The sequence below is a fragment of the Flavobacterium sp. B167r genome (assembly GCF_056824315.1).
This window is the reverse complement of record NZ_CP124859.1, coordinates 2,459,684-2,473,112: the sequence shown is the minus strand read 5'-3', so window position 1 is coordinate 2,473,112 and position 13,429 is coordinate 2,459,684. Positions and strand designations below refer to the sequence as shown.

17 protein-coding genes are annotated in these 13,429 nt (G+C 32.3%); 15 read left to right on the top strand and 2 right to left on the bottom strand.

Going from position 1 to position 13,429, the window contains the following annotated elements:
- The first annotated feature begins 46 nt into the window (after positions 1-46).
- From QLQ96_RS10920 to QLQ96_RS10855, 14 genes are all read left to right on the top strand, one after another.
- On the top strand, positions 47-412 hold the full coding sequence (locus QLQ96_RS10920) for a hypothetical protein (protein ID WP_482496686.1): 366 nt from the start codon (positions 47-49) through the stop codon (positions 410-412).
- A 224-nt stretch (positions 413-636) separates the two neighbouring features.
- Positions 637-1,797: an acetyltransferase domain-containing protein gene (locus QLQ96_RS10915; RefSeq protein WP_482496685.1), complete on the top strand. Its 1,161-nt coding sequence runs from the start codon at positions 637-639 to the stop codon at positions 1,795-1,797.
- Positions 1,798-1,915: 118 nt separating this feature from the next.
- Positions 1,916-2,473, top strand: coding sequence for a hypothetical protein (locus tag QLQ96_RS10910; RefSeq protein WP_482496684.1), 558 nt, complete (start codon positions 1,916-1,918; stop codon positions 2,471-2,473).
- A 34-nt stretch (positions 2,474-2,507) separates the two neighbouring features.
- Complete coding sequence (locus QLQ96_RS10905; RefSeq protein WP_482496683.1) at positions 2,508-2,993, top strand: DUF1572 domain-containing protein; 486 nt, start codon at positions 2,508-2,510, stop codon at positions 2,991-2,993.
- Positions 2,994-2,995: 2 nt separating this feature from the next.
- Positions 2,996-3,484 carry a YegJ family protein gene (locus tag QLQ96_RS10900; protein WP_482496682.1) on the top strand — a complete coding sequence of 163 codons (489 nt, stop codon included), beginning with the start codon at positions 2,996-2,998 and terminating at the stop codon, positions 3,482-3,484.
- Between the two features lie 51 nt (positions 3,485-3,535).
- Positions 3,536-4,243: a M949_RS01915 family surface polysaccharide biosynthesis protein gene (locus QLQ96_RS10895; RefSeq protein WP_482496681.1), complete on the top strand. Its 708-nt coding sequence runs from the start codon at positions 3,536-3,538 to the stop codon at positions 4,241-4,243.
- A 26-nt stretch (positions 4,244-4,269) separates the two neighbouring features.
- A complete protein-coding gene (locus QLQ96_RS10890) occupies positions 4,270-4,986 on the top strand; it encodes a hypothetical protein (protein WP_482496680.1) in 717 nt (238 codons plus the stop codon).
- A gap of 19 nt (positions 4,987-5,005) precedes the next feature.
- A complete protein-coding gene (locus QLQ96_RS10885; RefSeq protein WP_482496679.1) occupies positions 5,006-5,671 on the top strand; it encodes a hypothetical protein in 666 nt (221 codons plus the stop codon).
- An 85-nt stretch (positions 5,672-5,756) separates the two neighbouring features.
- Positions 5,757-6,944, top strand: coding sequence for a hypothetical protein (locus QLQ96_RS10880; protein WP_482496678.1), 1,188 nt, complete (start codon positions 5,757-5,759; stop codon positions 6,942-6,944).
- Positions 6,945-7,097: 153 nt separating this feature from the next.
- A complete protein-coding gene (locus QLQ96_RS10875; protein WP_198856796.1) occupies positions 7,098-7,424 on the top strand; it encodes an ArsR/SmtB family transcription factor in 327 nt (108 codons plus the stop codon).
- Positions 7,414-7,911 (top strand): SRPBCC family protein, encoded by a 498-nt coding sequence (locus QLQ96_RS10870; RefSeq protein WP_482496677.1) that lies wholly within the window; start codon positions 7,414-7,416, stop codon positions 7,909-7,911. Before QLQ96_RS10875 ends, QLQ96_RS10870 begins: the two co-directional genes overlap by 11 nt.
- A gap of 212 nt (positions 7,912-8,123) precedes the next feature.
- Complete coding sequence (locus QLQ96_RS10865; RefSeq protein ID WP_482496676.1) at positions 8,124-8,624, top strand: SRPBCC family protein; 501 nt, start codon at positions 8,124-8,126, stop codon at positions 8,622-8,624.
- 93 nt (positions 8,625-8,717) lie between these two features.
- Complete coding sequence (locus tag QLQ96_RS10860; protein WP_482496675.1) at positions 8,718-9,587, top strand: alpha/beta hydrolase; 870 nt, start codon at positions 8,718-8,720, stop codon at positions 9,585-9,587.
- Positions 9,588-9,589: 2 nt separating this feature from the next.
- Entirely contained in the window at positions 9,590-10,273 is a 684-nt protein-coding gene (locus QLQ96_RS10855) for a GNAT family N-acetyltransferase (RefSeq protein WP_482496674.1), read from the top strand.
- Positions 10,274-10,337: 64 nt separating this feature from the next.
- Here QLQ96_RS10855 and QLQ96_RS10850 read toward each other — a convergent pair whose 3' ends face one another.
- Positions 10,338-11,873, bottom strand: coding sequence for a YifB family Mg chelatase-like AAA ATPase (locus QLQ96_RS10850; RefSeq protein WP_482496673.1), 1,536 nt, complete (start codon positions 11,871-11,873; stop codon positions 10,338-10,340).
- Between the two features lie 90 nt (positions 11,874-11,963).
- On the opposite strand from QLQ96_RS10850, the gene QLQ96_RS10845 reads away from it, so the two are divergent.
- Positions 11,964-12,365, top strand: a complete 402-nt coding sequence (locus QLQ96_RS10845) for a hypothetical protein (protein WP_482496672.1) — start codon at positions 11,964-11,966, stop codon at positions 12,363-12,365.
- Between the two features lie 10 nt (positions 12,366-12,375).
- Here the strand turns inward: QLQ96_RS10845 and QLQ96_RS10840 are convergent, their stop codons facing one another.
- Positions 12,376-13,350 (bottom strand): Gfo/Idh/MocA family protein, encoded by a 975-nt coding sequence (locus QLQ96_RS10840; protein ID WP_482496671.1) that lies wholly within the window; start codon positions 13,348-13,350, stop codon positions 12,376-12,378.
- Between the last annotated feature and the right edge of the window lie 79 nt (positions 13,351-13,429).

Genomic DNA, 13,429 nt, shown 5'->3' with positions numbered 1-13,429 from the left:
AACTTCATTTTAAATGAGTAATTTTGCGCGATAAAAAAAATACAAAATGAAACCACAAATAAGAATCCTGATTTATTCCATACTCTTCTTTTTATACCTTACATCCACGCATTTTCTGCTTGAATTAAATGAGAAATTTAAAGGTGATCCGTTTGTAACTTTAGGAGTTGGTTTTGGCGTTCTAAATCTTATTTATGCTTTTACAACGCTAAAATGGAAACCTTTGCTTAATGCACTTTGCGCTGTTGCAATTGCAGCTCTAGCTATGTTTTTGGCTTTACAGTTTACCAATTTACATTTGTTTGTCAATTACGATCCGTATCAGGTTAAAACCGCCATATTTGCTAATGCTATTTTCTCTATTATTTTTTGGGAGATTGTGTATCAGGTGAAAATTAGAAAACAAAAATAAATTTCAATTGCCTTTAGCTTTAGCTAGAGGTTTATAAAAGTCTCAAAAGGCTTTAGTCAAATGAATAAATTTTGGCTAAAGCCTTTTATTTTTGTTTCATTTTATTCTCCAGTTAATTCATTTTTACTTTACAAGATTTAATATTCTTAAAACCAAGGCATTGATTACAAAAACTTAAAAAATAATTCATTAGATTTACTCTTAAGTATTTAAAAATCAAACTCATGAAACGACAGCTATCAATCGACATAGTCCGCGGAATTGTAATGATTATTATGGCGCTCGATCATGTTCGAGATTTGATGCATATTGATTCGATTACAGAAAGTCCAACCGATTTGTCGACCACTTCGCCTTTGCTGTTTTTCACACGATGGATTACGCATTTGTGTGCGCCAATCTTTGTTTTTCTGGCAGGAACTTCGGTTTATCTTTCGCTTCAAAACAAAAATAATATCGCCGAAAAAAGAGCGCTTTTAATCAAAAGAGGATTTTGGCTCATCGTTCTAGAATTTACCATTGTCAACTTCGGATTGTTTTTCGATATTGGTTTTCACACGCTTCTATTCGAAGTCATAGCCGCAATAGGTTTCGGTTTCATCATTTTAGGATTATTGCTAAAAATCAGACCCAAAACACTGGGAATTATCGGATTAACCATTATAATTTGTCACAATCTTTTACCGCTTATTCCCTTTGAAGAAAACTCGGTTTTAAAAACCGTTTTAGCGCCATTTTTTAGTCCAATTGTAATTCCATTTTCGGGAAGAGCATTTGTTATGGGCTATCCTCCAATACCATGGTTAGGTATCATGCTTGTTGGTTTTGCAACAGGAAAATTCTTTTCATTAGAAGCAGAAAAAAGAAAAAAACTATTCGTCAAAATTGGTTTAAATTCTATAATCTTATTTGTCATCCTCCGCTCCATTAATATTTACGGAGATCCCGCATTATGGACTTCACAGAAAGATGCTGTTTTTACATTTTTGTCCTTCATGAATATCACCAAATATCCGCCTTCACTCCTATTTTGTCTGGCAACTTTAGGGATTTTATTTTTGTTTCTCGCTTTCGCGGAAAAATTCCAAAACGGCATCAAAAAAGTAACTTTAGTTTATGGGAAAGTGCCTTTGTTTTACTTCGTTGTTCATTTTTATGTTATTCATATTCTTACTCTAATCATGCTTTTTATACAAGGTTTTAATTGGTCACAATTTGAATTTGCTACAGGAACCTTCGGAAGACCAAAAAACTTAGAAAGCGGTCTGCCACTTTGGACAATCTATTTAATCTGGATTTTTGTTGTAGCAATTCTTTACAAACCTTGCCAATGGTTTGGAAAATATAAAGCTGAAAATCAATATTGGTGGCTGAAATATATTTAAGATTATTTAGAAATTCTTTGAAAAATGCATTTCAGCATGTTCTAGAGCAGAATAAAAAATAATGATTTTCGTACGTATTTTTTTATATTAGCGTTTTAAAATTTTGTCTAAGCCTAATATGAAAATTAGAACTCTACTCCTTTTATCTGTACTTGCTATTTCTTGCAAAAAAGAAACGAAAACCGAAGCCGAAACTCCAAAAATTACTCCAAAAGATTCTTTAGAAGTTACTGCTAAAAAAGAACCCGAAACACAAAAAGTAGATACAATTGTGCTTTCGACAAAACATAAAACCAATACAATTTTATGTGATTTGGATGGCGACGGAAAAAATGAAACCGTTGAAATTGCAAGAAGCACAAAAAATGATAAAAGCGGTTTACGAATAATTTTTGGAAATGGAAATCGAACAGATTATTTCGGTTTTGGAAATAATGTTCTAAATCAAGGTTTTGATGAAATTGACTGGGTTGGCATTTTTAAAAAAGCACCAAAAAATGAAATTTATTTTGAAAATGTAAATGAAGACGGCGAAATTATTGGCGAGGAAGATATAAAAGAAGAAAACAAAATAAAACTCCCAAATGATGGAATCTTCATCCACGCTTATGAAAGCTGTGGTGGCGGTGTCATTTATCTCAAAAATGGCAAATACGAATGGATTCAGCGGGAATAAATTGATGTGATTTAACTTCTAAATTATTTTGAATATGAAAAGTACAACTGAAATTGCAAATCGTTTTAGAGAAGTCATTTTAAACGGAACTTGGATTGCGAACACCAATTTTAAAGATCAGCTCGAAAATCTGGATTGGAAAATTGCCGTTAGTCCGGTTCAGAACTTAAATACAATTGCAGTTCTGGCGCAACATATTCATTATTACATCAACGGAATCAATCAAGTTTTTGAAGGTGGAACTTTAGATATAAAAGACAAATTTAGTTTCGATTTTCCACCCATTCAATCGCAAGAACAATGGAATATTTTTCTAAATAAATTTTGGAATGATGCCGAGCAATTTGCTTTGTCAGTAGAACAAATGCCCGACGAAAAACTCAATGAAGGTTTTGTAGATGTCAAATACGGAACTTATAAAAGAAATATCGAAGCTATGATTGAACATAGTTATTATCATTTGGGGCAGGTTGTCCTGATTAAAAAACAAATAACAAACCAAAATCAAACAGTAGTATAATAATGAAAAATTTTTTTTTAATCTTAATCAGCATTTCCTTTTTAGTTAGTTGTAAAGAATCTAATAAAATAGAAAGAGAAAATGAACCAACAATTTACGGCGTCGAAAAAGAAGACCCAGAAATGAATGCTGCAATTTTAGAAGCAACCAAAACATTAAATGATTTCAATAAAGGATTATCTGATGTTAATGCTGATAACCATGCTTTAAAAGTTAAGTTTTCTAATTCGAAAGGTGCGGAGCATATGTGGATTGGAGCTATTCATTATAAAGATGGAAATTATTCTGGAATTTTAAATAATGATCCTGAATACATTACAGAATATAAAGCAGGAGACAAAATAGATATTGACGCTTCTAAAATTAGTGACTGGATGTATCTCGTAAATGGAAAATTATATGGAGGTTATACAATTCGAGTTTTAAGAGACCGAATGAATGATGAGGAAAGAAAACAATTTGATCAAGAAAGTGGAATGCAGTTCGATTAATTTTCTTTAATAAAAAAACAACTCTCCTATTAAATTATATAAATGCCTTTCATGAAAAAAATTACAATCCTGTTATTGTTTATCGTTCTGTTTTCAAGTTGCAAATCAGATAAAAAAGAAGAAATCAAAACTGATGTTTCAAGTGAGAAATCAACAGAAAAGCCATTTGTTTTAACGGTTGAAAAAATCGATTCTACTCAATTTCCTAAGTCAATAAAATATGAAGGCTTTGTAAAAAATGCCGTTCGATGGAAGGACAAATTGGGAGACAATATTGTAATTACTACTGAAACAGGTTATCACATCAACGAAAAATTCAAACACGAATCTGATGGTTCTGATGCTGAATTATTTGCTTATCATTATATCATTTCAGGAAATAAGGTAAAACGAACTTGGCAAGTTTACGATTTTATTTCAGATTGTCCTGTCGATCTTGTTGCTTCATTTGTCAAAAACACTTTTCAAGTTACAGATCTAAACAACAACGGAATTGCCGAAGTTTGGCTGATGTATAAAACGGTTTGTCATGGAGATGTAAGTCCGTCGGATATGAAAATTATTATGTACGAAGGAAGTAAAAAATATGCTATGCGTGGAGAAAATAAAGTTCAAGTTGGAGTTCTGGATAATGGTGAAAAACAATTTTTAGGAGGTGAATTCAAGTTTGATGAAAACTTTAAAAAAGGTCAAAAAGTTTTTAAAGAATTTGCCCAAAAATTATGGTCTGAGAATTTAATCGAAACATGGGAAAACTAAACTTGCAAAAGCACTAAAAGCTTAAAATGAAAAAAACAATCTTACTCCTGATAATCCTTACATTCTTTTCTTGTAAAAAGAATGAACAAACCATAATTGTAAAGAAAGAAGTCTCAAATGGTCCTGAAACTATAACAGAAGCCGATAATGAAACAAAGACCGATACATTAAAGATCACTTATCAAGATCATAAAAATCTGTTTGATATTTTGACTATTTTACCAGATAGCACAATGGCAAGCTGGGGTTGGCCCAAAAATGACCGATTAGAATTTGTAAAAAAAATCAAATTAAATAATTATGCAACTGCTTCGCGCGAACATTTTTCTCACATAGAACTATTGCAACCTAACACAATTGGAATTCAAGTCGTTGACGGATATTGGATTTTATCTATTTATAAAATAAAACCCAACAATTACATTGTAATTACAGACGATATTGTGGGAGACGGCAATGATTTTCATGCATTTGAATATGAAGATGGCCAACTTACCAATATTCCGTTCAGAGATTTATTTGATCATTTTATAACCGCGTTGGTAATTGATCCGAACGATGAAAAATGTATGGAAATCTTTGACGATAACAGAATTCTATTTGAATATTCCTATATCGGTACAAAAAAGATAAAAATGAGCAATTCGTATTTAGATGAAAATAAAGATTGTTTTAAAGGGAATACATTGAACTATGAATTTAATCCCTTAACTAAAAAATTCAACCTAATCAAAATAGATTAAACATTATCTATAATTAAATATGAAGAAAATACTTTATTTCGCAATACTGATTTTATCGATTCAAAATATAAGCGCGCAAAATATTATTGACTTTTTCTATTCGATTCCGTCATCTTATGTTGATGAATTAAGCTATCTCGAAAAGAAAAAATTGGTAAAAAACAAAACGCTTACAAAATATGGTGATAATCAATATAATGTAGAAATCGATACTAAAAATGGGTATCTGCGATTAAGCCAAGATTATATAGACGGTACTTCTGGATATGCAATTTATGAAATGGCGTATTGGAATTTAAAAGGTAAAAAATTAATTGCTCTTTCAGCAGTTTCTGGAAGTAATGGCGGATTTCATCAGCGAAATTTTAAACTTTTTGAATACAAAAATGATAATTTAACTGAAGTTAGAACAGGATACCTAAAAAGCTATACCTCAAATTTTGATGTTTTTATAAATAATCTTGTTAGTGAATTTACAAAGACTAATACAAAACAATCCATCAAAGAGAATTTAACTCAATCTCAATTTACAATAGAACTTCCTCGAAATGGAAAAAATATGACCGTTTCATTTGAAGAAAACCCAATGTCTTCTCCTGAATACTTTGAAAAAGAATATGGAAAGTATCTCAATTTTAGAAAAAAAATCTATAAATGGAATATGCAAAAAGAAGTCTTTGAATAGCTTTTCTGCTCCTCAAATAAAAAAATAAAGAAGGCATAGTTGTTGAAAGTTTAAAAAGATATATTTACACCTTCAAAAACATACGATGCAAAAAATTACTTTTCTATTTTCTATATTGTTTTTAGCCTTTTCTTCTTGCGGCGTAAAGACAACACAATCAATGCTTAGCGACGGAAATTATGATGGTGCAATCGATCGCGCTGTTGAAGCATTGCGAACAAAAAAAGATTCTAAAGGCAAACAAGACTACGTTTATTTGCTAGAAGAAGCCTTTGCAAAAGCTAAAGACCGAGATCTCCGTAATTTGGAAATGATGAATAAAGAGAATAATCCTGCAAATGCGGAACGCATCTATAACACTTATTTACAGCTAAATAACCGTCAGGAAAAAATTAGACCGCTTTTGCCGTTGCCTTTATTGAAGTTGGGAAAAAATGCTTATTTCCCTTTTGATAATTATTCTGATGAGCTTGCAAACAGTAAAAATGCACTTTCTAAATATTTGTATGAAAATGCTTCTGCCCTTTTGAAATCGAATAATAAATTAGATTTTAGAAAAGCATACGATGATTTTGTTTATTTGGAAAGCATTAATCCAAATTATAAAAACACTAAAAAGTTAATGGATGATGCCCTTTTTAAAGGAACTGATTTCGTAGATGTTTATGCAAAAAACGAAACGAATATGGTGATTCCGAAAACGCTTCAGGACGATTTATTGGATTTTAAAACTTACGGATTAAATGATAAATGGACCGTTTATCATAGTGCAAGACAAAAAAATGTGTTGTATGATTATAGTTTGATTCTTAGTTTCAGACAGATTGCCATTTCGCCAGAACAGATTAAGGAGAAAGAATTTATAAAAGAAAAGCAAGTTAAAGATGGCGTAAAAACACTTTTGGACAGCCGCGGAAGACCTGTAAAAGATAGCTTGGGCAAAGAAATTAAAGTCGATAATTACAAAACACTTCGTGCAACAGTTTACGAATCCAGACAGTTTAAATCTTGTTTGGTAACTGCAAAAGTTGATTATTTAGATTTGAAAACGAATCAGCTGGTTCAGACTTTCCCGATAAGTAGCGAGTATATTTTTGAAAATATTTATTCGACTTATAAAGGAAATAGAGGTGCTTGCGATGATAATTATCTGTCTTATTTTGACAGACGTGCCGTTGCGTTTCCAAATAACGAACAGATGGTTTATGATACAGGTGAAGACCTGAAAGCCAAGCTAAAAGACATTATTGTAAAGAATAAATTTAGACGATAATTATACAACACGATTATAGAGGAAAAGACGCATTTTTGATGCGTCTTTTTTTGTTTAGGTTCTTTTCATTCAAAAAAAATCATGTTTTTAATTGCGCAACCAAAAAGTTGCGTATATTTGCAACTGATTAGTTGCTAATTTATATTCAAAAAAATGAAAAGAGATATTTTTCAAGCTATTGCCGATCCGACGAGAAGAGCAATATTAGTTTTGATTTCTTCTACTGCATTAACACCAAATGCAATTGCAGAGCAGTTTCAAACTACAAGACAGGCGGTTTCTAAACACATTAAAATACTGAATGAATGTGATTTATTGGAAGAAAAGAAATTGGGCAGAGAAATCTATTATCAGCTCAAAATTGAAAAAATGAAAGAAGTTGATGAATGGCTGGAGCAGTTTAAAGCAATTTGGGAACAGCGCTTTAGTCAATTGGATCAAGTATTACTAAACTTAAAAGCTAAAGAAAATGAGAACTGATTTATTAATGAATTTTTCTGTAGACAAGGAAAATAAAACGGTAAATGTAAAACGCGAATTCGACGCGCCATTGTCTAATGTTTGGTCTGCATGGACAGAACCTGAAATTCTAGATTTGTGGTGGGCACCGGCTCCGTTTGTATCTAAAACCAAAACCATGGAGTTTAAAGAAGGCGGAAGAAGATTATATGCCATGGTCGGACCAGACGGCACAGAGCGCTGGAGCTATTTTGAGTATTCTTCGATTTCTCCTAAAACAAACTTTAAGCACTCGGCAACGTTTTCTGACGGAGAAGGAAATCCAAATTCTGAATTTGGAAGCTCGTATTGGGATATTTCTTTTTCTGAAGAAGGCAATTCTACAATTGTTGATATTGTAATCAAACGTGACAGTTTTGAAGAGTTGCAAAAAATTATCGAAATGGGCTTTAGAGAAGGATTTACTTCTGCAATGCAAGGTTTGGATAAAATCTTAGCCGAAAAGTAAAATCTGTTTAACTGAATTATTTAATTTTTAAACACATAGAAACATAGCCTTTTAAATATCTAGAAAAGGCGTTTCACTAATCTAAATGCACATAGTTTAGCTATGTGTGGAAACTAGTTTCTTTTATTTCCTTTTTTATGGCAGAAAATCTATGTTTCTATGTGTTTTAATTGTATCCAATGAACTATTAACGAACTAAAAATCTAAAGAAAATGAATTCAAATCTTTTAATGAATTTTACTGTAGATAAAGAAAATAATACTGTAAATGTAAAACGTGAATTTAATGCTTCGCTTGCTCAAGTTTGGTCGGCTTGGACAGAACCTCAAATTCTAGATTTGTGGTGGGCGCCAGCTCCGTGGAAATCACGAACGAAAAGAATGAAATTTGAAGAAGGCGGACGAAGATTATACGCAATGGTTGGTCCAGAAGGTGAAGAGCATTGGGCACTTGCAGATTATACTTCCATAAATCCGAAAACGAATGTAAAATGGCTTGACGCTTTTTGCGATAGCGAAGGAAATTTAAACGACGAATTTCCGCGCTCTGACTGGGACGTTACTTTCTCTGAAAAAGACGGTTCTACTTTTGTTGATGTTGAAATTAAACATGAAAAACTATCAGATTTAGAAATGATTATTCAAATGGGATTCAAAGAAGGTTTCACCATTGCTATGGAAGGCTTAGATGCTATTTTTGCTGAGAAAGCTTAAATTTAATCAATCATAAATAAAGGCCAGAACAAAAAATTAACTGACATTAAATTTGTATTTTCGTTTATCTAAAAACCATTTACTTCTAATTTAATGAACAAACTTTTTGCTCTAGCCTTTTCTTTTTTCTTTTTTACCGCAGTATTCAGCCAAAAAAACAAAACTAAAACCACAGAAAATTCTAAGCCTTTTGTATTGGGCGTGATTGACGAAATTCAATCTAAAGAATTAAACGAAACACGAATTCTAAACATTTATCTTCCTGAAGGTTACAATCCTGCTGAAGTAACAAAATATCCTGTTATCTACTTACTTGACGGTTCTGCCGATGAAGATTTTATTCATATTTCTGGATTGGTTCAATTCAACAGTTTTGAATGGATTAATCAGGTTCCGAAATCAATCGTGGTTGGAATTGCGACAGTTGACCGAAAAAGAGATTTTACTTCTCCAACAACAATCGAAAAAGATAAAACTCGTTTTCCGACAACCGGACATTCTGATCAATTTATTGCTTTTATCGAAAAAGAATTACAGCCTTTCATTGAAAAAAAATACAAAACCAACGAGTCTAAAACTATCATTGGCCAGTCTTTAGGGGGATTGTTAGGAACAGAAATCTTGCTTAAAAAACCATTTCTTTTTAATAAATATGTTATTGTAAGTCCAAGTTTATGGTGGAATAATGGTTCTTTGCTGAATTTAGATTCTGAAATGCTAAAAGAAAATTTCAACCAGCAAACCGAAATTTACATTGCAGTTGGAAAAGAAGGATTAGCTCCAACAGAAATTCCGCACGTAATGGAAGTCGATGCTAATTTACTAGCCGAAAAATTAAAAGAATCTAAAAGTAAAAATGTAAAAGTCTTTTTCGATTATTTCCCTGAAGAAACTCACGGATCGATTTTACATACTGCTGTTGGCAATGCTTTCAAATTTTTTTATTCTAAAAATAAACAATAAATATGAAAACTCCTGACGAAAATAAACTAGATAATCCTGTTTGGCATTCTTTGTCGGAAAGTCATGAGAAGTTCACTTTAAATTACGATGGAACGAAGTTTTACAATCCTGATTACTGTCCGTTTGGAGGATTTGCTGCAAATGGCAATACTTTAGAAGCAACTAGTCAATATGCACAACTTTGTGATAATTTCTTTATTGTTGGGGAAAATCCTAAAGTTTCTGATTCTCTTCAAATTGTTAAAGAATTGGTTTGTCTTCAAATGATTCTTCGAGATAAAATTCAAGTAACGGCAGAAAATGAAATAATAAAATTGACGGAGCAACATAGTGATGAATTATTCGATTTAGTCAATTTAGTACAACCGGGATATTTTAAACCTAAAACATTTTTATTAGGTGATTATTTTGGCATTTTTAAAAATAGACAATTAATTGCCATTGCGGGAGAACGTATGAAAATGGATCATTTCACAGAAGTAAGCGCGATAATAACTCATCCTGAACATACTGGAAAAGGTTACGCTAAACAGCTGGTTGCGCATGTAGTGAACAAAATTTTTGATGAGGAAAGAATTCCATTTTTGCATGTTGTAGAAAATAATATTGGTGCCATAAAACTTTATGAAAAACTAGGTTTTACTACTAGAAGAAAAATAAGCTTTTGGAATGTTGCAAAATTTTAAGCATATGCTTGATATATGCTAATTTACGATTCTGTCAATTAGCATATATCAAGATGAAAGAAAATCATCCCAACCACCCTTCTCTATCCAGACTTCTATATTGAATCGCTTCAGCAATATGAGAAGAAACAATATTTTCGGAATGATCTAAATCGGCGATCGTTCTCGAAACTTTCAAAATTCGGTCGTAAGCTCTTGCTGAAAGATTCAATCGCTCCATTGCGGTTTTTAATAATTCTTTTGAAGGTTCGTCCAAAACACAATATTCTCGAATTAGTTTGCTGCTCATTTGAGCGTTGTAATGGACATTTTCAACCGTTTCAAATCTTTTGGTCTGAATTTCTCTCGCCGCTGTAACTCGTTTGCGAATTTCTACACTGCTTTCTGCTTTTCGTTCATCTGAGAGTTTATCAAATGGAACGGGAGTAACTTCGATATGAATATCAATTCTATCTAACAATGGCCCCGAGATTTTGCTCATATAACGTTGCATTTCGTGTGGCGAAGAAGTATTGGGCATACTCGGATCGTTAAAAAATCCGCTTGGACTTGGGTTCATACTTGCCACAAGCATAAAAGACGAAGGATATGTTATCGTAAATTTAGCTCGCGAAATAGTAACTTCTCGATCTTCTAAAGGTTGACGCATTACTTCTAAAACGTCTCGTTTAAATTCTGGCAATTCATCCAAAAACAAAACGCCATTATGTGCCATCGAAATTTCGCCCGGTTGCGGATAACTTCCTCCGCCGACAAGTGCAACATTAGAAATAGTATGATGCGGACTTCTAAATGGTCTTTGATTCATTAATCCAACTTCTTTTAATTTCCCTGCAACACTATGAATTTTAGTAGTTTCCAAAGCTTCGCGCAAAGTCATTGGTGGTAAAATACTCGGAACACGTTTTGCCAACATTGTTTTTCCCGCTCCAGGCGGACCAATCAAAATAATATTATGTCCACCAGCTGCTGCGATTTCCATACAGCGTTTGATACTTTCTTGTCCGCGCACGTCTGAAAAATCATGTTCTGGAAAATCTAATGTTTTGTAGAATTCTGCTCTTGTATCAATAATGGTTGGCTGTTTCGTTCCTTTTCCTGAGAAAAAATCAATGATTTCTTTTAAATTTTCTACTCCATAAACATCTAATCCCGCTACAATTGCCGCTTCTTTTACATTTTGAATCGGAAGAAAAAAACCTTTATAACCTTCTTCTTTCGCTTTGATTGCAATGGGTAATGCTCCTCGAATAGGTTGCAGACTTCCGTCTAAAGAAAGTTCTCCCATAATAATATATCGTTCAATTTCAGGAGCTTTAATCTGATCAGAACCAACCAAAATTCCCATCGCTAAAGTCAAATCATACGATGAACCTTCTTTTCGAAGATCGGCAGGCGCCATATTGATTGTGATTTTCTTTCCTGGAAGATTGAATCCGTTATTTTTGAGAGCTGCAGCAATTCTATAACTGCTTTCTTTTATCGCATTATCTGGAAGTCCAACTAAATGATAACCAATTCCTTTATCCATATGAACCTCAACTGTAATTGTTGTGGCCTCAACTCCAAAAACGGCACTTCCGTAAACTTTTACTAACATAAATAAATTCTTATAAAAAAGTAAAAGTATTTAATTAAATATGAAAAATCGTTATTTTTGTAAATATTTTACTACTTTAAAATAAACCTATTGGATAATATATTAATTGAACTAAAAGTTACAGCTATACAAGTAGACTCAGATATCTGGATGCAGGGCGATATTGAGATTATTATCAATGGAGAAAAACCATACAGCAATAGTGACATTGTTGATTCTGACGTTCTGTTAAAAAGCTTAGAATCAAACGGAAAACATTTCATATTCTCTTGTTGCTGCGGTCTTCCCCAATGTAGCGGATGGAATAATGGAATAGAAGTTATCCATGAAAATAATACTATTAAATGGATTGATTCTGATCATAATCGAACATGGAATTTTGATAGAAAGACAATTGAGGAAGATTTGAATAACATCAATAATGAAATCAATATTTTCAAAAAATTCTTTAAAGAGAAGCAAATAGATTATGTTGGTTTTGGATATGAGTAAAAAAATTCGCTTAAAAATTTAACCCAATCTGAGTTTTAATCTCCTCCACTATTCTACTCAAATCTAAACAATTCTGATGTGACCAAAGTTTGCTTTCGATTTCATTATTCAAAATAGAATTTTGGCATTCGATAATTTCGTGAGAATATCCTTTTCCAAGAGTTGCCAAAGTAAACGTTGCTTCTTTTTCTTCATTTTTAAATAAAGAATAACCATCTGCAACAAACCACGGCGCATTTAATTCTACTCTTCCTTCTGTTCCGGAAATAACAGCTTTCATATCAGATTCTGAAACTATAGAAGCATGTAAAACAGATTGTCCTGATTCGTATTGCAAAATCATAGAAGTTTGCAAATCTATATCATTTTTGTGTTTAATTGCTTTCGCTAAAATCTCTTTTGGGTATCCTAATAGTATATAGGACAGAAATAAAGGATAAACGCCAATATCAAATAATGCTCCGCCCCCAAGTTCTTTATCAAAAAGTCTTTTGTTTTCTGTTTCACTTCCGTGAAAGGCAAAATCAGCTTTTATATAATTTACGTTTCCAATTGCTCCATTATTTATTTTCTGCAAAACATCTTGAACTGATGGAATAAATCGCGTCCAAAATGCTTCCATAAAAAATTTATTGTATTTTTTAGAAGCTTCAATCATTCTTTCGGCATCTTTATACGATAATGCCATTGGTTTTTCGCATAAAACATGTTTACCGTGTTCTAATGCTTTTATAGACAATTCGGTATGCGAATTATGAGGAGTTGCAATGTAGATGATCTCAACTTCTGGATCTTCGAAAAGTAAATCATAGGAATTATACATTCTTAAAGCATTAAATTTTCCGCCAAACTGTTCTGCTTTAGAAAAATCTCTGGATGCAACTGCCGTAAGCTCAGCATTTTCAACTAATAATAAATCTGAAGCAAACTGACTTGCAATATTTCCCAGTCCTACGATTCCCCACTTAATTTTTCTATTTTCCATCTTTAAATTATAATCATCAAAATTGTTAAAAGGTTAAAAAAACATCCTTTACAATTAACTCTAGACGTTTTTTAAACAA